Source organism: Steroidobacter gossypii (genome assembly GCF_016801985.1).
GTDB classification, from domain to species: domain Bacteria; phylum Pseudomonadota; class Gammaproteobacteria; order Steroidobacterales; family Steroidobacteraceae; genus Steroidobacter; species Steroidobacter gossypii.
This window is the reverse complement of sequence record NZ_JAEVLS010000002.1, coordinates 380,093-404,902: the sequence shown is the minus strand read 5'-3', so window position 1 is coordinate 404,902 and position 24,810 is coordinate 380,093. Positions and strand designations below refer to the sequence as shown.

The window sequence follows — 24,810 nt, the reverse complement described above, 5'->3', positions numbered from 1 at the left end:
GCACATTGCAGCTTCAACGAGTCGGTGAGGGCTCGCAGCCCAGATGATTCTCGTTGTCCGATTTGAGCCCTGTTGTGCCCGCGCATGGCATGTCCTCAGTGGACCCGATCACGCGACCGCCGGCCAATCCGTCAGCCCCTTCTCGGTGCTCCCGTAGAAGGTGGCAGGATCCGGCGGTGTCAGAGGGATGCCTGCACGCAGTCGCTTGACGAGGTCGGGATTCGAAATGAACGGCCGGCCCAAGGCGACGAAGTCGATCTGCCTATTCCTCAAGCGCTGTTCTGCCAACGCTAAATCGTAGCCATTATTGCCGATGAACGAGCCTTCGAAGCGGGTCCGCAAGAGATCCAGATCCACGCCTTCCGGCCAATCACGTTCCGCACCTAGAGCGCCTTCGACGAAGTGCAGATAGGCCAGCCCGAATCGATTCAGTTGCTGGATCAGATAGCCGTAAGTTCCCATCACATCGCTATCCAACGGCGTATCGCCCAGCTGCCTCGTGATCGGCGACAAACGGATGCCCACATGCCCTGCCCCCCAGACCTTCACCACGGCATCGACCACTTCAAGGATCAGCCTCGCCCGCTTCTCGGGCGAGCCGCCATAAGCGTCATCTCGGTGATTGGTAGAGTCTCGGATGAACTGATCGAGCAGGTAGCCGTTCGCAGCGTGGATTTCAACGCCGTCGAAGGCGGCGCGTTTGGCACACTTTGCAGCATGGACGTACTGATGCACGATGCCAGGCATCTCTTCCGTTTCGAGCGCACGCGGCATGGAGGGCTCCACTGAACCGGCGGACGTGAAGACCGTACCGCCGGCACGTATCGCCGATGGAGCGACAGGCGCGGCGCCGCCAGGCTGCAGGTCGACGTGAGAGAGACGACCAACGTGCCACAACTGCAAGAAGATTTTTCCGCCCGCCGCGTGGACAGCGCGTGTGACCTTCTCCCAGCCTTCGACCTGTTGATCGTTCCAGATGCCCGGAGTGCCAGCATACCCTCGGCCTTGCGCCGAAATGTTGACGCCCTCGGTGATGATCAGGCCAGCGCTCGCTCGTTGAGCATAGTACGTGACATGCATGTCTTTCGGGATGCCATCCTCGCCGGCACGCGAGCGGGTCATGGGTGCCATCACAAAACGATTGGCGACGTTTACGGAACCGATCGTCGCCGGCGAAAAAAGATCGATGATCTGCTGGTCGTTGCTCATGGCAATAAGATCTCCTGTGTGGTTACGTGGAAGGATCTGGTATCTCGCTCGAAAACAGTGCCGCTGACTCGGCGCCTGCCCGCTGAGACTTTTCCGAGGCCAGGAAGGGATAGTCGATGTAGCCGCGAGCGCCGCCACCATAGAACGTCGATCGGTCGTAGCTGTTGAACTCGGCACCGTGACGCAAGCGCTCGGGTAGATCGGGGTTGGCGATGAAGAGCCGGCCGAATGCCACTGCATCGGCGCCTCCGCTGGCAATGACCGCTCTGGCGGTGTCGCCGCGATAACCGCCGGCTGTGATGAGCTGCCCGCCGTAGCTCGACTTCAGCTTGGCCGTTAGCTCCGGCGCATTGGGATCGAACGCCTTGCTATTGCTGCTCCAGATCGCGCGAGGTTCGACCAGATGCAGATACGCGAGGCGACGCTGGCCGAGCTGGTCTGCGATGTGCTCCCAAAGTGCCCACCCGTCCGTATCGAAGATTCCGTAGGCACTGCCAAAGGGTGACAAGCGAACGCCGACTCGCCCGGGCCCCACCGCCGCAGACACCGCGTCGATGACTTCGAGCAGCAGTCGACTACGATTCTGGACGGAGCCTCCATAAGCGTCGCGACGCTGGTTGGCGCCGTTCTGCAGGAACTGATCCAGAAGATAGCCATTGGCCCCGTGCACCTCGACCGCGTCGAAACCGGCTGCGGTGGCATGGTTCGCTGCTCGGACGAAATCGGAAGCGATCTGTTGTATCTCTTCGAGAGTCAATTCTCGCGGAACCTCGGCCATCACCAAGTCGCCAGTGGCCGCGGTCACTTTGGCTGGCGCCGCAATCGCCGAGGGCGCAACTGGCAAGGCAGCTTTCGGCTGAAGTGAGGAATGCGAGACTCGCCCGGTGTGCCAGATCTGGTTCGCGATCAACCCTCCTTTGGCATGGACCGCGTCAGTAACCAAGCGCCATCCTGCGATCTGCTCGCACGAGTAGATTCCGGGCGCGCCACGATAACCGCGTGCTTGGGGTGAAATGTCGGTCGCTTCGGTGATGATCAGCCCGCCCTCGCTCGCACGCTGGCCGTAGTACTCCGCGTTGAGCGCCGTTGGCACGTCCCCGGGCTTTCGTGATCGAAGCCGCGTCAATGGAGCCATGACGACACGGTGCTTGAGGCTCAGGACACCGAGTTGCAGAGGCTGGAAAAGAGGATCGAGGTTCACGAGCTGGCGCACTAATTTCCGGGATGCGCTACTCTATGAATTAACGCTCCCTGTTATTAGCCGTCGCAAGCGTGAAAGTTTTTAACGAGTTTCGTTAGCAGCTCATGGATATTGGCGATCTCGAAATATTTGTAGCTGCCCTGGCCGCGGGCAGCCTGTCGGGCGCGGCTCGGCGTCTGAAACTCACCCCCATGTCTGTCACCCGACGCATCGGGGCCCTGGAGCAAGAAGTGGGTGCACGCCTGATCCACCGGTCCACGCGCTCCATCTCTCTGACTCCGGAGGGCGAAGCCTTATTGCCTTTCGCGATGGAGATCGTCGAGGCGCAGGAGGCCGCCAAGGCAGCGGTGATACCCTCTGCAAGCGGTGCTGCCGGCCTGCTCCGCATCAGCGCGCCGATCACACTCGGACGAAAGGTGATCGTACCGTTGCTCCCTCAACTCCTGGAGGAGAACCCTGCGTTGCGCATCGATCTGGGGCTCAGTGACGCCATGGTAGACATCATCTCCTCCGGAATCGATGTCGCCATTCGCATCGCGCCACTGAAGGACTCTGGACTGATCGCGCGTCATCTGATCGACAATCCCAAGCATCTATACGCCACCCCTGGCTACCTGGCCGTTCGTGGCACGCCGAGAACGATAGAAGATCTCGAATCCCACGAATGTCTTGCCTTTTCCGAAACGACGCACTGGCACTTCCAGGTCGACGGCGAGGAGCGCTCAGTCCGCATCGCAAGTCGATTTACGTCCAGCGGCGTAGATGGATTCTTGGGTGCGTGCGTGAGTGGGGTCGGAATCGCGCGCCTTTCGTGTTGGGACGTGCGCGACGAACTGCAATCCGGAGCTCTGGTACGCATCGATCTGGAACGCACCATTCCGCAGGATCTTTCAGTGTGGGCGGTGTATCCCACGCGACGGCAGATCTTGCCGAAGCTGCAGGTTTTTCTTGCCAAACTGCAGGCCAGCCTGAAGGAGTGGCGCGCTTCGGCGCCGTGACTCCAACAGCGACGCGTGTCGAGATGCTCGTAACAGAGGAGACGCCGAGTACCCCGTCGATACCGAGCATCCCATCAAATGCCGTGCGCCTGCTTGATGATCTCGGCGGCACGCTCGCCGATCACCACGCACGGCGCCATCGTGTTTCCACTCGGCACGTTCGGCATGATCGAAGCATCCGCGATCCGCAATCGGTCCACGCCATAGACCTGCAATCGACCGTTCACCACGGACATGGAGTCGTGCCCCATCTTCGCCGTACAGGCCTGGTGCCAGAACGTCACTGCCGAATCGCGAATATAGCTTTCCATCTCGGCCGCACTTAGATCGCCCGGCATGGCTTCGCGCTTCAGCAAGTGGCTGAATGCCGGTGCACGCGCCATCTCTCTGGCGATCTCGATCGTCGCCATCGCGCTTCGCACATCGTCAGGATGCGAAAGGGTGTTGGCTTCGATGCGAACGGGGTGGTGAGCGTCCGACCCGGTGAGATGTAGTGACCCTCGACTCTTTGGATGCGCGAGCCCCGCAAAGACCATCCAGCCGTGTTCCGGCACACCGCGATGCGCGGTTTCCGGCGTCGCCACCGGAAACTCGAGTTGGCAGTGGAATACATCGGGGGTGTCGAGGCTTGGATCGGTCTTCCAGTAGAGCGTCGCCTCGGATCCACCGTTGCCCACTGCGAGCGGTTGCTTCGACTCGAAAATACAACCGAAGGAGACGTGATCCTGATGATTGCGCCCAACACCAGGCAGGTGCTGGATGACGGGAATGCCGTGCGGACGCAGCTCCGTTTCCGGACCGATGCCGGATTGCATCAACACCTTGGGTGTATTGATCGCGCCCATCGACAGGATCACTTCGCGATCCGCCATGATCTGCGTGCGGTGAGAGCCTTGCATGACTTCCACGCCGACCACCGTAGTGCCGTTGAAGACCAGCCGGGTCACTTGCGTGTGCACTAGAACAGTGAGGTTCGGCTGGTCCATGCGCGGCAGGATGTAGGAACGGAACATCGATGAGCGCAGCCCGGCTTTGACGATCAGATCGTTGAGTGCGACACCGCCGCGGCCCTCCATCATCGAACCGTTGGGACTATCGAACGCAGGTATGCCGAGGGATTCGGCTGCTTGAACCATGGCCATTGCCACGGGTTGCGGGCTGCGAGCAGTGTCGACGTGCACTGGACCGCCGACGCCGCGACGAATGGCATCGGGTGCGCCCTGCCAATCCTCGATTCGGCGATAGATCTCGAGTACCGAACGATAACCCCATGCTTCGTCGTCAGCCTCTTGCGCGAAGTGGTCCCAATCGTTCTGGTGACCGCGCGCCCATACCATGACGTTGATGCTGGAACTGCCTCCAAGCACCTTGCCCATGTTGAGCGGGATGGCACGTTGATTCAGATGTGCATTCGGCTGTGCCACGAACTGCCAGTCGCGCTCGGATCCCAGATTGAGCGGCCACTGCCCTGGCGTGAGTACCTCGGGGACGTCGTCCGTGCCGCCGGCCTCGATCAGCAGGACGCTGACACTGGGATTCTCCGCTAGCCGGCCCGCCAGAGCGCAGCCCGCAGAGCCCGCGCCGCAGACGATGAAATCGTACCGGTCTGCCAACTGCGAGTTGCCCAGCGTGGGTCGAATACCTGAGATATTGGAAATCGTCGACATGGTGATTACCTGGAGTGCCGTTCTTCCATCGAGAGAAAGCATGCTGCCGTAGCCAAGCGCGATGGTCCTGAACGAGCGGGACGCCCGTTGAACCATCGAGCCGCCGACAGCGCCTCGTTACTTTTGCTTCGATTTCAGTGCGGACTCTTTCGCGGCACGATCGATCGTGCCGGCGACCACCTTTGGCTGCGTCATGAAGACTGCATGGCTGGCAGACACCTTGGTGATGTTCGCTCCGATGCGCTCTGCCATGTGGATCAGCATCGCTTGATCGAATGCCTTGTCCTCGGTTGCGATCACCGCCCAGCTGGGCTTGGTCCGCCACGCTGCGCTCTTGAGCTTGGTCTCGAAGACCGACATATTGATCGGGACCTGCGAATCCCGCAGGAACGCCGCATCCGCATCGCTCACGTCGTGGGCAAAGCCGGCTTTGAACTTCTCCAGGCTCAGATATCCGAAGCCGTTCTTGTGCGTTTCGATGACGAATTCGGGCGTCGGCGCGAATCCCTGGTACTGCTGCGCCGTGGACTCGCCGGCATCCGGCGCGAGCGCCGAAACGTAAACCAGGCCTACCACGTTCTGGTGCGTGCCCGCTTCGGTGATCACAGTTCCTCCCCATGAATGTCCGACCAGAATGGTCGGGCCGTTCTGACGATCGAGGGCGGCTTGCGTAGCGGCAACGTCATCCGCGAGCGAAGTCAGCGGGTTCTGCACGATCGTGACGCGATATCCGCGCTTGGTGAGCTCGTCATAGACGCCGCGCCAGCCGGAGCCATCCGCAAAAGCGCCGTGTACCAGGACGACGTTCTTTGCGGGATTCCCACCGGACGCAGCCGCGGGCGATTGCGCGTGAGCTGTGGTGTTGAGCGCAGCCGCTGCGACGACGGTCGCGAGGACCAGTGTGTTCTTCATGACGCTTCTCCGCCGGGAGGTTGTTACGGAGAAGCGATGGTCGCGAACTCGAGGCTCGCCTATCCTGAACGAACAGGCCGTCGGTTGAACGATCGGGCCGTGAGTCGAACCTTCCTAGCGCCGATGCATGCGTTGCCAGGCGCCGGGACTCAGGCCCGCGGCACGCTGAAATACACGGGTGAAGTGACTCTGGTCCGCGAAACCGCATTCGAGTGCGATGTCCGCCAACATACGGTGAGAGCTCTTCAGCAAGCGCTTCGCCTTTTCAATCCGCAACTGGAGCAACCACCCATGCGGCGACATGCCGGTGGATTCCCGGAATGCACGTGTGAAATGGCGAATCGACAACTCGCATGCCTTCGCTAAATCAGCAAGCGTGATGCCACCGGTGAGATTCGCAGCGAGCAGTTCCTTCGCGCGTCGCTCTTGCCAATGCGCCAGCGCGCCGCTCTTCGCGTCCGACCTGGCACGCATGCCGCCGTAGGTATGCGCTACGTGAGTTGCCAGGGCCATGGCGAGATGGTCGACGAACAGCTCGCTCGCTTGGACAGGCGCTGCCAATGCCGGCCGAATGGAGAGCAACAGGTGGCGCGCAATGGGATCTTGCAATGCCTTCCCCGGCTCATGGCGAAGTTCGTCGATCACGGGCGCGTTCGCATCTTCGGCAAGCGCGTCAAGCGACTTGCGCGGGATATACAGGTCCACCGCATGGAACGGATCCCGACGATCGATCGCGAGATTCGCTCTGAGGTCGAAGATGGCCACCGCGCCTGCGTCGAATTCGCGAGGACGGATCAAGCGACCATCCGCGTACAGATCGAAATCCGGGCAAGGCTGAAGTTGTAGAGCGATCAGGAAGGCATCGTCGCGAACCGGTTCGGTCGTACCGACATCCTCGTGGCCCGAAGCGAGTTCGAGAAACGCCAGGCCCGACTTGCAAGCGGTGCTGGTTTGCAAGACGGGCGCGCGCTTCAGATTCAGGGAGTCGGTGATTGCGCGCGGTCCAGTGGACTCACGTTGTTCGAATTGAACGCTGTGACTGTAACCGCGCATGACATGCTTCCCTTTGGACCCAACACGACCGCAGTGACCCCGCTCGACGGTGACATTCTGTACCGAAGCCGCACGGCGAACCAGCAACTTTTGGCGGTGCTCGGCCGCTCAGACAGTCGGCACGGTCCCGCCGTCGATGACGTATTCCACCCCCGATATGGAGGCCGCTCGAGGCGAGACCAGAAACGCAATGAGGTCTGCGACTTCGTGTGGCTGCGCAGGCCGTCCTAACGGGATGCCGCCCAATCCCTTCATGATGATCTGCTTGCCGCCTTCGTAGTCCGTACCCGCTTCGGCGGCGAGGCGCTCGGCCAGCGCAACTGCGGCTTCGGTCTCGATCCAGCCCGGGGAGACACGCACGACGCGGATGCCTTTGGGCGTGACTTCTTTCGAGAGCGCCTTGCTGTATGTCGACAAGGCGGCCTTGGCAGCCGCGTACGCGGTCGTCGCGTCCGGCAATGGCAACACCCGCTGGATCGAGGTGACATGGATGACCACCCCGGATCGCTGCGCGATCATCGAAGGCAGCAGAGCGCGGTCGAGACGGACAGCGGACATGAGGTTCTGGTCGAGCTCCTTCGACCACTCCGAATCATCGAGCGCTGCGAACCCACCCGCTGGCGCCGATGAACCGCCAACCACGTTGATGAGGATGTCGATGCCGCCGAGATGCTGACGCACTGAATCCGCAGCGACATGAGCGCCTTCCGCTGTCGAAAGATCCGCGGCGACATAGCGCACGTTCTCGACCGGGCGACTCGGCAGCGAGCGCGCGGCAGCTACGACTCGTACGTCCGCTTCCACCAGTGCCCGGACCACCGCCGCACCAACGCCGCGGGCCCCGCCAGTGACCAGGGCCCGCATGCCCGCGAGTTGCAAGTCAAAGCTCATGGCTTGATCTCCAACGACGAGATCTTGCCGCGCTCGAGCGTGAAGGCGTACTGGAGATCAACGGGACTGCCCGGGAAATCGCCCGTCACTCTGCTTGTCACAATGTACTTGCGATCCTTTTGCTCCAGCGCAAAGGGTTCGGCGAGGTACGAAAACTGTGCGGACGCTGCAGTCTTCCAGGCTTCGATGGCGGCAAGACCTGCGTGCGTCCGCCCCTCGTCGAAAACCGTCGCGTCGGCGGTGAAACAGCGCGCCACGGCCTGACCGTCGCGTCGGTCGGCTTCGAAATACGCCTCGATAGGCTCAGGAAGGCTCAAGTCTTTCATCGCGGTCTCCTCGAGTTGGAGGCGCCAAGATGGCTTACCTCGACCGCTAAGAAAATCGCCTATTATCTACCCAGGCTATGAAGAGATCAGTGCACAATGCGTGGATCCGAATTTGCCGAGCTGAAAGCATTCGTCGCGGTGGTCGACCGGGCGAGCTTCGCCCGCGCCGCCGATCATCTGGGTGTATCGCGCTCGGCGCTGAGCCAGATCATTCGTCAGCTCGAATCTCGTCTCGGGGTTCGCCTGCTCAATCGAACGACTCGCAGCGTCGCACCCACGGAGTCGGGACGGCGTCTTCATGCGCGCATTGCGCCGATGCTCCGCGAAATGGATGACGCCGTCGCGCAGGCGGTCGGTGCAACGAGCCGACCCGCTGGAACTCTGCGGATCAACACGCTGAGCATGGCGGCGAAGAAGATCATCGCGCCGCGGCTCGGGCGCTTTCATCAGATGCATCCTGACGTGGTGCTCGACATCGTGATCGACGATGGCCTGAGCGATATCGTGGCCGGCGGCTTCGACGCCGGCATTCGCGTGGGTGAGCGCCTGCAGAAAGACATGATCGCCGTCCGACTCACGGCAGATATCAAACTCCTTGCAGTGGCGTCGCCTGAGTACCTCGCCCGTGCTGGTGAGCCCAAAAGCCCGGCCGATTTGCACCGTCACGCGTGCATCAACTGGCGCTTTCCGGGCAGCGGCACCATTGCTCGATGGGCGTTTCGGAAGAAGAGCAAAAGCATCGAAGCGGTCGTTGCAGGCCCGGTGATCTCCAACCACCAGGACATTGTCGTGCCAGCCGCCCTGCAGGGACTGGGCATTCTCTACGCGTATAACGACGACGGCATCGCAGACGCGTTGGAAGACGGTCGGCTGAAGCGCGTCCTTACTGATTGGGCACTCACGATGCCGGGCCTGTATCTCTACTACTCGAACCGCCGTCACGTTCAGCCTGCCCTGCGCGCCTTCATCGACTGCCTTCTCGATCGGGATGGAGGCAAGGCTCGAAGTGTTTGATCTCCGGCGAAGCGGTGCTCGAGTCTGAGGCGTTTGCGACGGTGCCTAGTGGGGAGGCTGCGACGTACGGCCATCACGCGCTGGCCATTGGGGCTGCTGAATTCCTCTGAACTTCATTGCAGCATGGGAAACTCCCGGCGCTCCTGCGTCCCGGCTTCGATCTACGCAATGTCGAATGTATTGCCCGACCTGTTGTTTGCGCCACAATAGGGGCAGACGATCGCGGTATTGAGCAGGAAGCGCCCACAGTCGGGGCACTCGATCAGCTCCTTCGTCAGGTCCACTTTCCCATCGGCTTCACCGTCCAGAAGGTCCGTGCTTTCCACGTACTTCCTGAGATTCAATTCCGAGAGCTCAACCCGATCCTTCAGCAGTCGCCACAACGCCAGGGTGACGAGCTTCAATTGTTCGTGTCTCTTCTCCAATTCCAGAAGACGCGCCTCCACAGAGCCTACTTGACTGCGCAGCGAATCGGACTGCGCTTCGCGGCTCGCGACACCGGATCGCAGCCTCTTGATGTCATCGTCCTGAAACAGATTCCAGATCAGATCGAGCATGGCGCCTTCCCTTCGATAGTGCCGTGGTTCCGTGGTCGTCGGCAGCGACAGCGGCAGCACGATCTTCCTGCGCGCACATCGGCGCAAGTGAGGGATGGACTCTATTCAGCCATGCTCACCGGTCGCGGAGTTGTAGGCTAGGCTACCACCGTTGAGTCGAGTAGCAACAACATGCATTCTTCAGCCCGATTATTTTCTGTAAAATAAATAACTTACACCATTTAACCTGGGAAAAAACTCAGATAGAGGACAAATCGGGTCTCGTTGGCTGCAACGAAAGATGTCTTCGCACACTCGGCGGCTAAAGCATTCAACTCGAAGCTGATTCAGCGGCGTGAACTCGAGGGCTGCGAACCCCTCGGATATTTGCACCGTTGAGTACACCGTCACGTTGCCAATCGCGCTGCGCGTTTGCGGTCCACTCTCCGCTGATCCCCAGCGCATCTGCAAAGCGCACCAGTTCGGCAAACGTGCGTGCTTCCATCTTCTGCATGATTCGACCACGATGGATTTGAACTGTGATCAGGCTGATTCCCATCCTCGAAGCCACTTGTTTATTCAGCAAGCCGGCCGTGAGCAGCGGGAAGACCTCGCGTTCGCGCGCAGTGAGCAAACGATACCGGCGCACCAACTCGGCGAGGCGTGCCCGCTCGGCTCGACGAAAGCGATCCACCTCGATGGCATCGTGTACCGCGCGAGCCAGACCTGCGGGATCCACAGGTGTAGTGAGGTAGTCGACGGCGCCCGCTTTGATTGCCCGCACTGAGTGCCCGATGTCCACCCGGTCGGAGACGAAGATGATCGCAGGTCCAATGTTCGCGAGACGCTGCTGGAGGTCTGCTCCGCTCATATCGGGCAATTGCATCCCGAGGATCAGGCAGGCTGGCAAGCCCGATTCTGGCTTGCGGAGGTATTCCCCTGCCGATCCCAGCACAATGGGGCTGAGCCCGCCCCGGGTGGCCGCCGCTTCAATCATCTCCCGGATCGCGGGATCCCCGACCAGCACGTAGACGACGAAATTTTCCGAGCTCATGGCTGTCTTTTCTCACGAGATAGCATTGAAGCCCGCGTGCGGACCCCTCTCTGCTTTGACGATCGGTCAGCTGCAAACCAAACAGGCGCTTTATCTGTGCGGTGATGCGGAGTCGTCCGAAGTCACGACGTATCCGCCGGATCCATCGCCGACGACGCGTACGCCCGGCTTGCTCGCGAGCAGCGCGACGAACGAGCTCACATCGTCGGTGCGAAAAATTCCTGACACCTCCTGCTTGCGCAACGTGTCGCTTTGAATATGGACTTGCGCAGCGTTGTAGCGATTGAACTCCTCCGCGATCTCACCCAACGGACGACGCCTGAAGACGAGTTGCCGCCGCGTCCAGGCCGTGGCGTCGTCTAGCTTTATGCCCTTCTCGACAGCACCCAGTCCCGTGCTGTCGACGGTGATGCGCTCACCCGCAGACAAGAGGTGAGGCGCTGCGGCCGCGGCGGAAGTAACAGCGACGCGTCCCTCCACCACTGTCACGACCGTGCGGTTGTCTCGGCGGTCCACTTCGAACTGGGTGCCGACTGCACGCGCAACGGTGTCGTCGATGCGCACGTCGAACGGACGTTGCGCATCGTGTGCGACCTCGAAGAGCGCCTCACCTCTCACGAGATCGATGACGCGCCGATCCGGGCGCAGGCGAACTTCGATCCGTGACGCGGTGTTGAGGGTGATTCGCGATCCATCATCGAGCATCACCGAGCGCTGCTCACCGATCTTCGTTTCGAAGCTCTCGGCGCGGGACAGCGCGAACCAGCTCACGCAGACAGCCAGTAAAACAGTGGCGGCCAAGCCGAAAGCGGCGACGCGAACCGGCCGGCGAGTCGGTTCTGGTCGCGACGATCGAGGCGGCCATAGCGGCACGACGGTGTCCTCGCCGGCCGTCTTTGCGGCGCGAATCAGCGCCTCCGCGGCGTCCTCGGGCCAACGCACCTGCCCTCTCGAGAAGGCCCTGTGTATTTGAGCGAGGCGCAGCATCTCCTCGATGTGCTTTGGCGACTCCGCTACCCAAGCGGCGAATGCCCGCTTCTCGCCCGCGGAGGGCTCGTCATCCTGCATGACACGCCACCACCGTGCCGCTTGCTCCGGGACCGTCAACATCTCTTCGTTCACTTCCGTCATCTCAACCCTCGATGGCCATGCGCAGGCGCGCGTAGCCGTTCTCCAGGTGTCGCTGCACCGTTCTCATGCTGATGCCGAGGTCATTCGCGATCTCCTGGCAGGAGCGCTGGTCCCTCAACCGCAGCAACAGCACCGCTCGCATCGTGGGAGAGCACGCCGCCAGCGTTTGCTCGATGCGTTGCTGAGTCAGCCCGGCATCGAGCTCCAGCTCCGGTAACTGCTCATCGATGAGATCCTTCGCTTCGACAACGCCCAAAGCTGCGTTCCTCGCCTGCCGATTGCCCCATTCCAGTGCAACGTGGCTGGCCACCTGCAACAGATAGGCGAGCGGCTTGCGAACGTCGCTCAGATCGCGAGAACGCAACAAACGCAAGTACGTCTCCTGCGCCAGGTCTTGCACATCGACCGATGAGCGCACGCGCCGTTTCAGGAACTGGAACAGGCTGCGGTCCCACCGCCGCCGCCACTCTAGAAGAAGATGGGTGTTGGACATACACGCAGCAGGAGCATTCTGTAATGTGTCTCTGACAGAATAGAGCGAAGAGAAGACGACTTCCCCCCTCCCCCTCGACACCTTTTTGTCGATCCGGGGCTCCACGGGAAGTCGATACAACAGCTGCCAGGGATCATTGAGAACGTGAAGACGATTGTCGCCGCAATCGCTATCTCGCTTTCATATGCGTCGGCCACGTTGAGCGCCGAACGTGCCGATCCCAAGTGTCACCTGGATGTCAACAGCGCGCCGCTGGAAGAGATGCTGCTGGACGTGGGTCGCCAGTGCGGCGTCCAGATCCTCTATTACTCCGAACTTACCGCAGGACACACGGCCCCGCGCCTAACCGGTGAATACGCGGTCGCCGATGCGCTCCGTCGGCTGCTCCAGGGGACCGACCTCGCGTTCCGGCACGTCAACGCAACGACGCTCGAAATCAAGCGTTCCGATGCGATTGTCCGTTCTACCCATCGTGCGGGACGCAGTTCCGCAGCGAGCAAGCCGGACATCGAGGAGGTCGTCGTCATCGGCACCACCGAGGACCTGGTCGCTACGCGGACGGAGACGCCCCTTCGGGAGATCCCTCAATCGATCTCCATCATGTCAGGTGAGCAGATGCGCCAGCAGGGGGCTCTCAATATCTTCGACGCCATGCAGGACGCCGTGGGCGTCAGCACCGTGCGGTGGGATTCGTTCTTTCTGGAGCTGCACACACGCGGCTTCCAGATTTCCAGCTTCATGCTGGACGGCGGCGGAAACTTGCGTGGAGTACCGCAATGGGAGTTCATTGGAGCGATCCTGTTTACTCCGGACCTCGGCGAGTTCGACCGCATCGAGGTCCTCCGAGGTTCCAATGCACTCTTCGGTGCGGATGCAAATCCCGCCGGAACGATCAACCTGATCCGTAAGCGTCCACTGGCGGATACCAAGGTCCATTTCTCGGCAACCGCGGGCAGCTGGGAAAACTATCGGCAGGAAATCGACGTTACCGGTCCGATCACCGAGGACGGCGCCCTGCGCGGACGCATGGTTGCAAGCAACGCGAGCCGTGAATACTTCTATAAGAACGCCGATGACCGGCGCCAGAGCATCTACGGCGTCGTGGATTACGATCTCACGGACGATCTCGTTGTGACGCTCGGTGGCAGCTATCTGAAGAGCCGCGGTCGCCCATTCGTGTATGGCGGGCCGCCGAGCTACACCACTGCCTCGACGCCCGAAGACCCCAAATTGCCTCGCGATCTCGGCATCGCATTCGACTGGTCGCGCTGGGACACCAGGGTGGCGGAAGCCTTTTTTCGCCTGGACCACGCCTTCGGCGATGATTCTCGCCTGCGCCTGAGTGCAACCTATCTCGACAACAGCGCAAGTTATCGAATCGGCTATCTCGTTTTCATCGACGGCGCCACTCGACTGGCCTACGGAACTTCGCAATACACGCTCGAACCGGTCGAGCAACAACACTGGAGTGTGGAAGGCACATTCACAGGGGCCGGCGAGTGGTGGGGACATCGCGTCGAGTGGGCACTCGGGGCAGACCTGATGCGCAACTCGTCCAGCACAGATCTGGGCATTCACGATTTCCGCACGGACATCGATCCTTACAACTTCGATCCCACGATGCCGCCCTCTCCCGCTCGAAATTTCAGAACGATGAGCGACGACGTCGACGTTCGCATCGGTGGTGCTTTTGCGTCCCTGCGAGCACAGCTCACCAACCCGTGGTTCGTGACAGCAGGCCTGCGAGTGAGCAGCCAACGGCTCACGGACAGGAACGTTTATCGCATCCAGCATCCGACGGAGATGGATTTCGAACAGGAGTACACCAAGACGCCCTACTTCGGCACGCTCTATAAGCTGAACAGCACGTGGTCGCTCTATGCAAGCTACGCAGATATTTTTGCTCATAACGGCGGCGCCCGCCGACGCCGCGACCTGTCGCTCATCGACGCAATCCAAGGTGTCACCCTGGAAGCGGGCATCAAAGGCGCTTTGGGAGAGGGTGCGCTCAACAGCTCACTGGCGGTTTACAAGACCGTTCAACGCGGCATAGCTGTCTCGGACCGGCAACCAGCACCGGTGCCGCGCTGCTGCTATCGTGCCAGTGGCAGACTCGAGACAACTGGAGTCGATCTGGAACTGAGTGGACACATCGGACGAGACTGGCTCATTGGAGCCGGCTACACGTACAACGGGCGAGAGCGAGTCGTACTACAGACCCAACCGACACCCCGCCACCTGCTTAAAGCGTGGACAGACTACCCACTGCCTGGCGCGTGGCATCGCTGGACCATCGGTGGGTCGCTCCACGCGAAGAGCACGTTGACACCCAGGTCGCAATTCGCAGGCCAGAAATCCTATGCAGTGCTCAATCCCCGCGTGAGCTATCGGTTCGACGAACACTGGCAGGCTGCCCTGACCGTCAACAACGTTTTCGACGAGTACTATTACGAGGATTTCCTCGGTGCATTCTGGTACGGCGAGCCGCGCAACTATTTCCTGCGCATCGACGCGCGCTTCTGATCATGGATTAGCAGAGGTTTCATCACAGTGCTTCTCTGACGCGGCCATACCGCCCTTCCATGTAAAACCCATCATTGCTGAAGACTATCGTTAGGTCATGACCGGTGGTATTGGCGTAACCCTTCCTCGGCACGGCTCCGTCTAGCTTCCTTCGATCTGCCGCTTACACGCATCGGCGTCACCTTTGAAGCAGAACCCGCCTGAATCATACGAAGCACCGGGCTTGTTCCACACGCCGAGGAATCCAGCCCTGATGCAAAAGTTGTTTTTATGGCCCGCGGACCAGCCAAGCTGGCGGATGGGCACTATCTGATCGCACTTCGCAGCGCCAGATGCTGGCTGCGACATCGTATCGTTCGTGGCACATAGAGATTTGTCCTTCGCGCACAGCTTCGCACAGAGCACGTCCAATCCATCGATTAGCCTTGTGTACCGCGGCGCGACGGCTTCATCCACAATTCCCGTACCTAGAATCGTCTGCAAATATGCTGCCTCTGTTTGGGCTTGCGGGCGGCAAGGATCTTTAATAATCCGTTCCACCGGCCCGCTTACCAGCCTGAACTCCAGGTCGCTCTTGCGGACCGTCAAGTCTGACCGTCTAAGGTCGAACTCAAGGATGCCGAATATCAGAGCCCCGATCCCTCCCAAGAGACCAGTAAGCAAGGTGTTGGCTAAGAACGTCTGCCGGAGCTTTTTCTTCTCGATCGCGAGCTTTTCCCGTTCGATCTCAATTTGTGCCGGATCCATCGATGTTCCCTTGTGACTGAGAATCGCCCGATGATCTGTAGTGGAGCTCGAAACGATCTCATCATTGATCGAACTTCGGTCCGACATTCATGAATTGGCATCGAAGTGATCAGCTCATCCGGGGCTCCAGTGCCGCGGTCAAGGGTCGAGCTGGCTCAATCCGGCGACCAGGCTGCGCATTTGACCCGAGATCAGCGCAAGCTCACGCAAGCTGCCCGCTGCGAGCTTGCGCAGAGTCGTTTCTCCCTTGGGAGTGATACTCAGCATCACTTTGCGGCGATCCTCGTCGCACCGATCGCATTGAATCAGGCCCAAATCCCGAAGACGCTCCGCCAGCTCGAGGGCACTATGATTTTTGATGAGCAGATGGTCCGCGAGCTCCGTGACCGATATGACTTCCCGTCCGGGATAGCCGGCCCGGATGGATAGAAGCGCCTGGTGCTGCTGTGCTGTAAGCCCCGCGCTACGCGCATTGCGGCCCACGGCAGCCAAGTAGCGCCTGAGGGCGTACCTGAAGGACGCCAATGCCTGGTACTCCGCATCTGTTGGATCGCGTCCGGTCGCCCTCGATTTCATGTCCTGATGCCCTCTTTCGAGCAGTACCTGTCGCAACGTTCCGCTGGGAACAAACCTGACCGGAGCGCATTCGTGATTATATCGGGTCACGATGTGTTTCGCAGTCGAGGACCGGACGACGGGCGCCGCTCGGCTCGGGGCGGCCCATCGTCCTTTGGCGCAACCGGGAGATTGTCATGAGAACCAGGGCAGGAGTGGCCGGTCATCCCTTGCATCCCATGCTGGTCACCTTACCGCGAGGCGAACTGGTCGATCGGCAGGCCGTCCCGGTTGAGAAGGCGCCCGAATGAAGTCTCCATCACCCACCAGCGGGGATCGCAAGGCCCACACGTTCGTCGTCGTGATCGTCGGTGCGTCCAGTGGCATCGGACGGGCGACTGCTGTTGCCTTCGCGCGAAAGGGGGCGTGCGTCGTTGTGGCGGCCCGTCGTGCCTCGGCACTTGAGGATGTTGCACGAGAGTGCGCTTCGGAAGGCGGGCAAGCCATGGCGGTGCCGACAGATATCACTGAACCGGAGCAAGTGGATGAGTTGGTAAGAGCCGCCCTGGCGCGATTCGGCCACATCGATGTTTGGATCCATTGCGCCGCCGTGCTCGCAATGGGGCGGTTCGATGACGTACCCGCCGATGCCTTCCGACGCGTCGTGGAAACCAACTTCTTCGGCCGCGTCCAATGTACACGGGCTGTCCTCAAACATTTCAGGACGCGCGGCGAGGGCCTGATCATCGATGTGAACTCCGTCCTGGGCCGCGTAGCTCAGCCGTACGCCAGCGCCTATGTCGCGAGCAAGTTTGCTGGACGCGGGTGGGTCGAGTCCCTCCGCGAGGAGTTGCTCGACACTCCCAAAATTCGCATCTGCTCGATCTATCCAGCGCCAGTGGATACTCCGATCTACTCGAGCGCAGCAAACTTCACCGGTCGTGAGATCCGGCCCATCAGGCCCCTGCTGGATCCCGCTGCGGTCGCACGGCAGATCGTCGAGCTCGCCTTTGGTTCCAAACGGGAAGCCTACGCTGGGCGCATCGGGCCGACGATCAATCTCGCCCATGCGCTGGCACCCGGACTCACCGAACGGTTGGCGCGCCTCACCGTGGACGTGATGCAACTGAGTCGATCCGAAGAAACCGTTAGCTGGGGCAACCTCGTGGAGCCCTCATGGCGCCGTGCGGAGGTGAATGGAGGCTGGCGCTCCACAAGGAACAAGCCGCCGCGTTGGTTTGTGTTGGGTGCTCTGGTTGCATTCACGGCGGGTCTCGCGCTAGCGGCCCGATCGCAGAGAGTCCGGCCGTATGCGTTGAGCGCGGCACGCCCACTCACAAGCTCTCGCCCGGCAGCTCCGAGATGACACCTGACAACCGCGACCTGGAGAGCACGAAAGCATGAGCCGATCCACGAGCGAAGTCTTCTTCGATCATCTGAGGCTGCGAGCCGAGTCGAACCTGGAGGAAGACCTCAACCGAAACTATTCCGACGAGGTGATCCTGATACATCAGTTCGGCGTAAAGAGCGGGCGATCCGGAATCCGAGAGTCAGCGCAGCGATTGCGAGAGCAACTCCGCCGCGGGGGAAAATACGAGTATGTGGCGAGGCATGTCGAAAGCGAGTACGCGTTTCTAATTTGGCGCGCAAGCTCGGAGTGCGCACGGATCGAGCACGGCGTGGACTCATTCGTCATACGCGACGGTCGGATCGTGATGCAAACGGTCCACTACGAAGTGCTGTCGGTCTGAAGCGCGGAGACGCCATCGCATCCCGACCGAACGCGCTCCTGGCTCGTGCCCGAGATTCAGGGAACGACTGATAGGGCTGCAGGGAAATCCTCCTTCAAGTTTTGCGCACATGCGCCGCCAACCTCTGCATTGCTTCGCCGCACACCAGCGGTCGGCGCAGCGCCCGGACCGCGACCAGAAGATACAAACTGCGATGCCGACTATGAAGCTCAGTACCAAGTTGCCGCTCACGTTTGCAGCCGTGTTGCTACTGCTGGCCGCCGCCGCTTTCTTCGGCTTCTGGAAGATGAACGCTGCGCTCGACACCTTCCAGACCGAAGTCGCCGATGCCGTGCAGAGCGAGCGTGAAGCTCGCGAGATGCAAAGCAAGTTCAAGGAGCAGGTTCAAGAATGGAAGAACGTGCTGATCCGAGGCAAGGATCCGGAGCAGCTGGAGAAGTACTGGAGCGCTTTCCAGCATCGTGAGCAGGAGGTCTCACAGCTGGCGCAGCGTCTGCATGCTCGCGTCAGCGAGCCCCACGCGGCAGCGCTGATCGGTAAATTCGCCGCTGCTCATGCGACCATGGGCGCGAGTTATCGCAAAGGCTTCGAGGCCTTCAGAGCGAACGATTTCGCGGTCGACAAAGGCGACCAGGCAGTCAGGGGCATGGATCGCGAGCCCACGAAACTGCTGGAGGAAAGCGCCGCAGCCATCTCCGAACAGGCGGCAGCGGTCAGCAATGAAGCAGTGGCTGCCGCCAGGTCCGCCGAGCTTGCCAGCCTCATCGGGATGAGCCTGACGATCGTTGCCGGAATTTTCCTGGGCCTGCTGGCCAGCCGCTCGGTCGTCGCACTGCTCGGCGGCGAGCCTTCCGAAGCAGCTGCGGCGGCACACGCGATCGCGCGAGGCGACTTGACGACTTGCCTGGTGACCCGCCCTGGCGACACGACGAGTCTGATGGTGGCGCTCACTCGCATGCAGGGCAGCCTCGTGAAACTCATCGCCGAGGTTCGTCGGAACACCCAGGCGGTCGCGGCCGCCTCCTCGCAGATTGCCCAAGGCAACGACGATCTTTCCAGGCGCACTCAGGAACAGGCCGCCGCGCTGGAGCAAACTGCCGCCAGCATGGAAGAGATGTCCGCGACCGTGAAGGTGACCTCGGACAACATCCATCGCGCCAGCGATCTTGCCCGAGGGGTGCGCGGTCAGGGCGATGCAGGCGCCGGCGTCGTCAGCAAGGCCGTTGATGCGATGAGCGATATCAACTCCTCCAGCTCCAGGATCACCCAGATCATCGGCGTCATCGACGAAATTGCGTTCCAAACCAATCTGCTCGCGTTGAATGCTGCTGTAGAAGCGGCTCGCGCGGGCGAGCAAGGCCGAGGCTTTGCGGTCGTCGCCTCCGAGGTACGCAACCTCGCACAGCGCAGCGCGGGCGCGGCCAAAGAGATCAAGACGCTGATCAACGACTCGGTTCAAAAAGTGTCGACCGGTGCGGCGCTGGTCGATCAGCTCGGCTCCAACCTGGGCGAAATCCTGTGCAATGTGCGAAAGCTGACCGATGTGGTGACCGAAATCTCGGCCGCGAGCCGGGAACAGGCCGAAGGCATCGACCAGATGAACCACGCGCTCTCACAGATGGACCGCGCCACTCAACAAAACGCGGCGCTCGTCGAAGAGAGCGCTGCCGCGACCGAGAGTTTGAAGAATCAGGCCGACAGCCTCGTGGAGTCGGCCGCTGTCTTCAAGCTGAGCGGCGAGGCGGCGCCAGGCCTCGAAGGCATGGCTGCCGAAGGTGCGCAGGTCCAGGCGGATCCAATTTCCTACGGACGGCAGCGGATCGCCGCTTGATACGAAAACACCGATCATAACAGCAGGCAACATCGACAAGCGCGTCGCGACGACGTGGGTGATCGCGAGTGCTGCTAGGATGCGCCTGCGCGGGAGCGGCGAACGACTGCATGAACCAGCGCGAGTCACTTCGACCAGGTGCCCGCTGCACGATTGCAGCGGGACCCGGCACGAGAGCTTAGATGGCTCGCGGCGAAGGCCTACCAACGTTTGGTAATCGCCACACCGAACAAACGAGGCTCGAGCAGTTGCACGTTGCGCGTCAGGCCGAGCTGCTCGGACTGTACCTCCAGGCCGACGATCACGTCGTCATCGGCGAGATTCTTGCCATACACCTGCACGTCGAGATCCCAGGCGAGATTGCGGAATAGCAGACTCGCGTTGTAATTGTCCCAGCTGTTCAATTCGTAATCCGGGGTATTGAAATGCGACGCATAGGATTCAGCCTGACGATAGTAGTCGGCGCGCAGCGTCGCTTGCCAATCGTTGCCCAACGCGAGCGTGTACTGCGCCCCGAAGGACGCCGTCCACTCGGGCGCTCCGGGCAGCTGATTGCCTGCCAGATTGACCGGCACGCCCGCGCTTCGGTTGAGACCGAAGCCCGAATTCAAGGCTGCTGATCCGCACAGCCCCGCGTTTGGCAATGGGGCGAGCGCTGCGGCGGGCAACGCTCCTGCATTGACTGCGGCGATCACGCGTTCCAGTCCGGCCCGGTCGACGACACAGCCACCTTCGAGCGACTTCGCGTAGTGCAATGACGGATCGCCCTGCGTACGATCGAAAGGATCCACCGAGCTGCCCGCGGTGATTTCGCTATCCAGGTAGCCGATCTGCGCATTCAAACGCAACGCATCGATGGGCGACCATACAGCCTCGATCTCGATGCCGCGTACCTCCGCATCGAGATTGTCGACGAGACTTGCGAAGCCATCGAGCTTGCTGAACTGATAGTCCTGATAGTCGTACATGAAGCCGGTAACGTTGAGCGTCACGCGTCCATCGAACAACGAGTTCTTGGCCCCGATCTCCACCGCATCGACGGTCTCGGCGTCATACGGCGCAGCGGAGCCCATCGTTGTCGGCGTATTGAACCCACCAGCCTTGTAGCCGCGGCTCAAGGTGAGATACACCAGCGTATCGGCGGTCGCTGCCCAGTCCAATGTCACGCGACCCGTTGTCGCATTCGACTCGAGTTGTTCCGGAACCACGCGACTCTCGTTCCAGCCCGGCGCACCCACGACTCCGCCCTGCCCTGCCGGCGCCAGCAGATTGACGGGATAATAGATGCGGCTCTTCTCGTCTTCGGTGTAGCGTGCGCCGACGGTCAGTTTGACCGTGTCGGTCACGTTCCAATACAACTCGCCGAACGCGGCCTGCGATTCGAGCTGGTATGGCGTGTACACGAAAAAGTAATTGTGGCCCAGACCATTCACCGGGATGCCCGGGGTCGCATCGTAGAAGCTCGCGTTGCCGGAAGCCCGATGGAACGCGTTGGTGGCGTTGGTCGAGGTGAAGGTGGTGGTCGAGCGGTCGAGATTCAGGGCGAACACGCCGACGTTGAAATTGACCGCGCCATCGAAGCTCGATTGCAGGCGCAACTCGCCGGTGCGCTGAATGTCGTCGTTGGTGGAGTAGACGAGCGTGCGTACTCCGGCGCCAGGACCGCCCTGCGGGTCGTTGAACACACCACCCGGCGTCACTGCCGTATTGTTGAATCCGATCTCGGACTGTTGGCTGCCGCTGGCTGACAGCGCTTCATCGCTCGTGTACGAGGCCAGGAAGGAAAGCGTCAACCCATCGGCGATATCCCACTGCGTTTCCAGCTCCAGCAAATCGTTCGTGGCGTCATAGCTCGGATCGCGATACGCGGAGGAGCGCCGCAAATCAGGATCACCCATCTGACCGGCGAAAGTATCGCCGGTCGTTAAACCGAGCACGTTCGAGAACATGCCGCCGAACGTTGCAACGCTATTGACCGTGCCGAACGCCGAAGGCTGATAGATCGAGCCCTGCAGGCAGCCGCGACTCAAGTAATTGCGGGCCACCGCATTGTTGACTGGAGTCGACCCGACCATCTCGGGCCCTGGATCCTTGATGCACAAGGTCCTGCCACCGCCGTTACGCGAGTCGTCTTCTTCGAATCTCTCGTACAGCACATATGCCCTGAAATTGTCAGTCGGCTGAAACGCGAGCGTGGCGCGTGCGGACCACAAATCGCGCGAATCGATATCGTTGCCTGTTGCAACGTTCTCAGTGTAACCGTCGCGCTGCAGATAGTTGCCCGCGATTCGTAGACCGAAGATATCGCCGATCGGCACGTTGACGTGGCCCTTGGCTTTGCGAGTGTCGTAGTCGGCATACTCCAGCGTGGTCGATGCGTTGAATTCGGCCAGGTTTGGCCTTGCGGTGATGACATTCAACACGCCACCCGTGGCGTTGCGGCCGTACAAGGTGCCTTGCGGACCGCGCAGTACTTCGATGCGCTCTACGTCGTAGAAATCCGCGACGCCGATGCGGCTCACCGTCAACGGCACATTGTTGTGATGAGGCAGCACGCCGGAGTCACCGGTCGAGCCCGTGCCGTTGGCCGAGCCGACGCCGCGGATATTGAAGTTTGGCGTCGAGCCGGTGCCACCGGAGAAAACCAGGTTGGGAACCGCATTCTGCAGGTTGTATGCGCCATCGAGCCGCTGCTCTTCCAGCGCGTCCGCCGAGAACGCGGACACGGCGATCGGCACGTCCTGGATGCTTTCCGCACGCTTTTGCGCGGTGACGATGATCTCCTCGAGGCCCCTGGCTTCCTGAGCTTGCGTTGGAATGGCGAGTAATCCGGTGGTGACACTGATGAGCGTGCCGATCGCAATTCTTGATCTCATGTTTCCCCCATGGACTGACGACATGCGGGCGATCACATCGCTCCGCGTTCCGGTCGACTCTCACACCATTAGCGAACAGACCCCATCGCGATCCGTCCGCGATGCTCTCGCGCCGACTTCGTGCTATCTATGAGCTTCTTTTCTCAACACCGGCGCACTTTCGGCGCGGTCGACCCTACGTCTATTTAACCTCTTTATTGACGACCTCACCAGTACTGATTCGAGCCCGTGTGTACTGCTGCTTGCTTCGCCCGCGGAGCGAAACCGGGCCGTACGTCGGGATTACTTGGGTCGTGCGGCGGGCCGCTGATACAACTCGATGAGGTAGCCGTCAGGATCGCGTACGAAGTTGGTTCCATCGCCGATGGGACGTGCGGCCCGATAGCCCGCCGCGACGACACGCTCCGCCATCTTGCGCCCGTTCGGAACCACAATGGTGATCGAGCCGAACTCGGTGGCGCCTGGCTTCACCTCGCCCTTGCGAATCACGACCAATGTGTCCTCGCGGATGTTGCCGGTGAGGCCCAGCAGGTACTCGTAAGGCTCCCCTTCTGCTGGCACTTTCGCGCCGACTTTCAGGCCGAGCACCTCCGTATAGAACTTCTTCGAGCGTTCCAGATCGCTCACACGTATGCCCAGCCCGGACACACGGATTGGTTTGACTTCGTCACCCGCCGCCGCATCTTTGTCTCTGCGAGCACCGGTGCAGCGGCAATGGCTAGCGCGGCGATAAAAAAGCGCGACATTCTCACCTTGCTCATGAAGCGCATCGCGTCTACTCCTTCGCTGTGGCGAGGTTCGCGGGCGGCACAATCACGGCATCCGGTCCGGCCTGCTGTTGCGCCTTCGGATCGATGAACAACCCGTCGACGACTTGCGAGAACAGTCCCGCCGTGCGGCTGGTGTCCGGAGGCGCGATAGACTTGTAAGACTCCACGGCGGCGACCTGCTGAGCGGCGTCTGGCGTCATGACAAACGCCGGCAGCGCATCGACACGCAGCGCATATGAAATGTGAGTCTTTTCGCCCTTCGCCCCGCTCGGGCTGTAGTCGGCATTGCGACGTAGCGCGTAATAAACACCGGGCAGTTGCACCCACGTGAGCGCCTCGATCACCGGGCCTCGCGCGTTCACCCAGCCTTTGTAAACATGCTCCCATGGCCGATAGCCACCCACGTAACCGGTCAGCGAGCCATCAGGTTGCATCGTGAGCTTGATTTGCGCGCGTTCCAGCTCGAGATCGCGCCAGTACGCCGGCTCGCGCAGTACGCCCGAGACCGGCTTGGTGGAAGTGATCACGCCGTTGTTCACCCGAGCAGGAAAGATCGCCTCGTACCTGGCGTGCGGCTTGATACTGAAGGTGTAGTCACGGGCGATGTTGCTGTTACCGTCCTTCACCATCTTGTCGTCACTGGCATAGAACCCGACGGTGACGTTGCTGTCGTTCATCGGGTCGTCGCCCCGGCCCGCGACCACGATCAGCGTCGTCCAGGCGCCGTTGCGCATGGAATCGTTGAATTGCAGAGCGCCGCTCGATAGTCGCCGTGGACCGCGGTAGGTCTTCCAACAGCCGAGTGTCTTATAGAAATTGTTGTCGACGCCCTTCTCACCGTCCGGGCTGGTGAAGCCGGTGGCGTCATCGCCATCCAGATCGATGCCTTCGGCGATCGTCCCGCTCACGCCCACCAGACCGGGATCGGGCGTCGAAGTCGGGTTGACGTAAACGTTTGCACGGTCCTTGCCGCGAAACGCCAATTGATTCTGGCCATGCACGGGACTGCGCGTTGGATTGGCCGGATTACGCAGCCACTCCGCCTCCTCGCGCGTATAGCCGGCATCCATCATCACCTTGACCCAATCGATCTCAGGATTGGTGCCCGAAGGACAATCCGTGCCGGGATCGATGACGCCGCTCTTGCCGCCGTAGTACATCGCCGGCTCGTTCCACTCGACGACATACGTTTTGGTCCATGCCGCCATCGCAACGCAGGGCGCCGCGAATGCAGCCACCGCAAAGAAGGCTCGCTCGGTCCGCTTCATGGTG

Annotated in this window: 22 protein-coding genes; 6 read left to right on the top strand and 16 right to left on the bottom strand. The window is 61.0% G+C overall.

Annotated features, from left to right (window positions below; translation table 11 throughout):
* Positions 1-108: 108 nt before the first annotated feature.
* Together JM946_RS09070 and JM946_RS09065 are read right to left on the bottom strand one after the other, a co-directional pair.
* On the bottom strand, positions 109-1,209 hold the full coding sequence (locus JM946_RS09070) for an alkene reductase (protein WP_203167873.1): 1,101 nt from the start codon (positions 1,207-1,209) through the stop codon (positions 109-111).
* Positions 1,210-1,231: 22 nt separating this feature from the next.
* Complete coding sequence (locus JM946_RS09065) at positions 1,232-2,410, bottom strand: alkene reductase (RefSeq protein ID WP_203166969.1); 1,179 nt, start codon at positions 2,408-2,410, stop codon at positions 1,232-1,234.
* A gap of 104 nt (positions 2,411-2,514) precedes the next feature.
* Here JM946_RS09065 and JM946_RS09060 point away from each other — a divergent pair, with 104 nt between their 5' ends.
* Positions 2,515-3,408, top strand: coding sequence for a LysR family transcriptional regulator (locus tag JM946_RS09060; protein WP_203166968.1), 894 nt, complete (start codon positions 2,515-2,517; stop codon positions 3,406-3,408).
* 74 nt (positions 3,409-3,482) lie between these two features.
* Here the strand turns inward: JM946_RS09060 and JM946_RS09055 are convergent, their stop codons facing one another.
* The 5 genes from JM946_RS09055 to JM946_RS09035 all read right to left on the bottom strand — a co-directional run bounded on the left by JM946_RS09055 (position 3,483) and on the right by JM946_RS09035 (position 8,257).
* On the bottom strand, positions 3,483-5,075 hold the full coding sequence (locus tag JM946_RS09055; protein WP_203166967.1) for a GMC family oxidoreductase: 1,593 nt from the start codon (positions 5,073-5,075) through the stop codon (positions 3,483-3,485).
* Between the two features lie 117 nt (positions 5,076-5,192).
* Complete coding sequence (locus JM946_RS09050; protein WP_203166966.1) at positions 5,193-5,987, bottom strand: alpha/beta fold hydrolase; 795 nt, start codon at positions 5,985-5,987, stop codon at positions 5,193-5,195.
* A 114-nt stretch (positions 5,988-6,101) separates the two neighbouring features.
* On the bottom strand, positions 6,102-7,040 hold the full coding sequence (locus tag JM946_RS09045; protein WP_203166965.1) for an AraC family transcriptional regulator: 939 nt from the start codon (positions 7,038-7,040) through the stop codon (positions 6,102-6,104).
* Positions 7,041-7,148: 108 nt separating this feature from the next.
* On the bottom strand, positions 7,149-7,931 hold the full coding sequence (locus JM946_RS09040) for an SDR family oxidoreductase (RefSeq protein WP_203166964.1): 783 nt from the start codon (positions 7,929-7,931) through the stop codon (positions 7,149-7,151).
* On the bottom strand, positions 7,928-8,257 hold the full coding sequence (locus JM946_RS09035; protein ID WP_203166963.1) for a nuclear transport factor 2-like protein: 330 nt from the start codon (positions 8,255-8,257) through the stop codon (positions 7,928-7,930). The genes JM946_RS09040 and JM946_RS09035 overlap by 4 nt, the downstream gene beginning before the upstream one ends.
* A gap of 96 nt (positions 8,258-8,353) precedes the next feature.
* Between JM946_RS09035 and JM946_RS09030 the strand changes: the two genes are divergently transcribed.
* Positions 8,354-9,271 carry a LysR family transcriptional regulator gene (locus JM946_RS09030; RefSeq protein ID WP_203166962.1) on the top strand — a complete coding sequence of 306 codons (918 nt, stop codon included), beginning with the start codon at positions 8,354-8,356 and terminating at the stop codon, positions 9,269-9,271.
* Between the two features lie 161 nt (positions 9,272-9,432).
* Here JM946_RS09030 and JM946_RS09025 read toward each other — a convergent pair whose 3' ends face one another.
* The 4 genes from JM946_RS09025 to JM946_RS09010 form a co-directional block, all read right to left on the bottom strand.
* Entirely contained in the window at positions 9,433-9,828 is a 396-nt protein-coding gene (locus tag JM946_RS09025) for a hypothetical protein (RefSeq protein WP_218042707.1), read from the bottom strand.
* Positions 9,829-10,138: 310 nt separating this feature from the next.
* Entirely contained in the window at positions 10,139-10,861 is a 723-nt protein-coding gene (locus JM946_RS09020; RefSeq protein ID WP_203166960.1) for a response regulator transcription factor, read from the bottom strand.
* Between the two features lie 90 nt (positions 10,862-10,951).
* Positions 10,952-11,992: a FecR family protein gene (locus tag JM946_RS09015; RefSeq protein WP_203166959.1), complete on the bottom strand. Its 1,041-nt coding sequence runs from the start codon at positions 11,990-11,992 to the stop codon at positions 10,952-10,954.
* A gap of 1 nt (position 11,993) precedes the next feature.
* Positions 11,994-12,485 carry an RNA polymerase sigma factor gene (locus JM946_RS09010; protein ID WP_230979576.1) on the bottom strand — a complete coding sequence of 164 codons (492 nt, stop codon included), beginning with the start codon at positions 12,483-12,485 and terminating at the stop codon, positions 11,994-11,996.
* Positions 12,486-12,629: 144 nt separating this feature from the next.
* On the opposite strand from JM946_RS09010, the gene JM946_RS09005 reads away from it, so the two are divergent.
* On the top strand, positions 12,630-15,008 hold the full coding sequence (locus tag JM946_RS09005; protein ID WP_203166957.1) for a TonB-dependent siderophore receptor: 2,379 nt from the start codon (positions 12,630-12,632) through the stop codon (positions 15,006-15,008).
* Positions 15,009-15,149: 141 nt separating this feature from the next.
* Here JM946_RS09005 and JM946_RS09000 read toward each other — a convergent pair whose 3' ends face one another.
* Positions 15,150-15,755, bottom strand: a complete 606-nt coding sequence (locus JM946_RS09000; RefSeq protein ID WP_203166956.1) for a hypothetical protein — start codon at positions 15,753-15,755, stop codon at positions 15,150-15,152.
* Positions 15,756-15,893: 138 nt separating this feature from the next.
* Entirely contained in the window at positions 15,894-16,331 is a 438-nt protein-coding gene (locus JM946_RS08995) for a MarR family winged helix-turn-helix transcriptional regulator (protein WP_203166955.1), read from the bottom strand.
* Positions 16,332-16,617: 286 nt separating this feature from the next.
* On the opposite strand from JM946_RS08995, the gene JM946_RS08990 reads away from it, so the two are divergent.
* From JM946_RS08990 to JM946_RS08980, 3 genes are all read left to right on the top strand, one after another.
* Entirely contained in the window at positions 16,618-17,676 is a 1,059-nt protein-coding gene (locus tag JM946_RS08990; protein ID WP_203166954.1) for an SDR family NAD(P)-dependent oxidoreductase, read from the top strand.
* Between the two features lie 34 nt (positions 17,677-17,710).
* Complete coding sequence (locus JM946_RS08985; RefSeq protein ID WP_203166953.1) at positions 17,711-18,061, top strand: nuclear transport factor 2 family protein; 351 nt, start codon at positions 17,711-17,713, stop codon at positions 18,059-18,061.
* A gap of 202 nt (positions 18,062-18,263) precedes the next feature.
* On the top strand, positions 18,264-19,892 hold the full coding sequence (locus JM946_RS08980) for a methyl-accepting chemotaxis protein (RefSeq protein ID WP_203166952.1): 1,629 nt from the start codon (positions 18,264-18,266) through the stop codon (positions 19,890-19,892).
* Positions 19,893-20,092: 200 nt separating this feature from the next.
* On the opposite strand, the gene JM946_RS08975 is transcribed toward JM946_RS08980, so the two are convergent.
* The 3 genes from JM946_RS08975 to JM946_RS08965 all read right to left on the bottom strand — a co-directional run bounded on the left by JM946_RS08975 (position 20,093) and on the right by JM946_RS08965 (position 24,806).
* Entirely contained in the window at positions 20,093-22,768 is a 2,676-nt protein-coding gene (locus tag JM946_RS08975) for a TonB-dependent receptor (protein ID WP_203166951.1), read from the bottom strand.
* 282 nt (positions 22,769-23,050) lie between these two features.
* A complete protein-coding gene (locus JM946_RS31220; RefSeq protein ID WP_203166950.1) occupies positions 23,051-23,395 on the bottom strand; it encodes a VOC family protein in 345 nt (114 codons plus the stop codon).
* A gap of 148 nt (positions 23,396-23,543) precedes the next feature.
* Positions 23,544-24,806 carry a hypothetical protein gene (locus JM946_RS08965; protein WP_203166949.1) on the bottom strand — a complete coding sequence of 421 codons (1,263 nt, stop codon included), beginning with the start codon at positions 24,804-24,806 and terminating at the stop codon, positions 23,544-23,546.
* Positions 24,807-24,810: the final 4 nt, after the last annotated feature.

What these genes read in the sequence shown, in the direction of transcription:
- JM946_RS09070 (WP_203167873.1), bottom strand. Translation starts at nt 1,209, where the DNA reads ATGAGCAACGACCAGCAGATCATCGATCTTTTTTCGCCGGCGACGATC.
- JM946_RS09060 (WP_203166968.1), top strand. Translation starts at nt 2,515, where the DNA reads ATGGATATTGGCGATCTCGAAATATTTGTAGCTGCCCTGGCCGCGGGC.
- JM946_RS09055 (WP_203166967.1), bottom strand. Translation starts at nt 5,075, where the DNA reads ATGTCGACGATTTCCAATATCTCAGGTATTCGACCCACGCTGGGCAAC.
- JM946_RS09050 (WP_203166966.1), bottom strand. Translation starts at nt 5,987, where the DNA reads ATGAAGAACACACTGGTCCTCGCGACCGTCGTCGCAGCGGCTGCGCTC.
- JM946_RS09045 (WP_203166965.1), bottom strand. Translation starts at nt 7,040, where the DNA reads ATGCGCGGTTACAGTCACAGCGTTCAATTCGAACAACGTGAGTCCACT.
- JM946_RS09040 (WP_203166964.1), bottom strand. Translation starts at nt 7,931, where the DNA reads ATGAGCTTTGACTTGCAACTCGCGGGCATGCGGGCCCTGGTCACTGGC.
- JM946_RS09035 (WP_203166963.1), bottom strand. Translation starts at nt 8,257, where the DNA reads ATGAAAGACTTGAGCCTTCCTGAGCCTATCGAGGCGTATTTCGAAGCC.
- JM946_RS09030 (WP_203166962.1), top strand. Translation starts at nt 8,354, where the DNA reads ATGCGTGGATCCGAATTTGCCGAGCTGAAAGCATTCGTCGCGGTGGTC.
- JM946_RS09025 (WP_218042707.1), bottom strand. Translation starts at nt 9,828, where the DNA reads ATGCTCGATCTGATCTGGAATCTGTTTCAGGACGATGACATCAAGAGG.
- JM946_RS09020 (WP_203166960.1), bottom strand. Translation starts at nt 10,861, where the DNA reads ATGAGCTCGGAAAATTTCGTCGTCTACGTGCTGGTCGGGGATCCCGCG.
- JM946_RS09015 (WP_203166959.1), bottom strand. Translation starts at nt 11,992, where the DNA reads ATGACGGAAGTGAACGAAGAGATGTTGACGGTCCCGGAGCAAGCGGCA.
- JM946_RS09010 (WP_230979576.1), bottom strand. Translation starts at nt 12,485, where the DNA reads ATGTCCAACACCCATCTTCTTCTAGAGTGGCGGCGGCGGTGGGACCGC.
- JM946_RS09000 (WP_203166956.1), bottom strand. Translation starts at nt 15,755, where the DNA reads ATGGATCCGGCACAAATTGAGATCGAACGGGAAAAGCTCGCGATCGAG.
- JM946_RS08995 (WP_203166955.1), bottom strand. Translation starts at nt 16,331, where the DNA reads ATGAAATCGAGGGCGACCGGACGCGATCCAACAGATGCGGAGTACCAG.
- JM946_RS08990 (WP_203166954.1), top strand. Translation starts at nt 16,618, where the DNA reads ATGAAGTCTCCATCACCCACCAGCGGGGATCGCAAGGCCCACACGTTC.
- JM946_RS08985 (WP_203166953.1), top strand. Translation starts at nt 17,711, where the DNA reads ATGAGCCGATCCACGAGCGAAGTCTTCTTCGATCATCTGAGGCTGCGA.
- JM946_RS08980 (WP_203166952.1), top strand. Translation starts at nt 18,264, where the DNA reads ATGAAGCTCAGTACCAAGTTGCCGCTCACGTTTGCAGCCGTGTTGCTA.
- JM946_RS08975 (WP_203166951.1), bottom strand. Translation starts at nt 22,768, where the DNA reads ATGAGATCAAGAATTGCGATCGGCACGCTCATCAGTGTCACCACCGGA.
- JM946_RS08965 (WP_203166949.1), bottom strand. Translation starts at nt 24,806, where the DNA reads ATGAAGCGGACCGAGCGAGCCTTCTTTGCGGTGGCTGCATTCGCGGCG.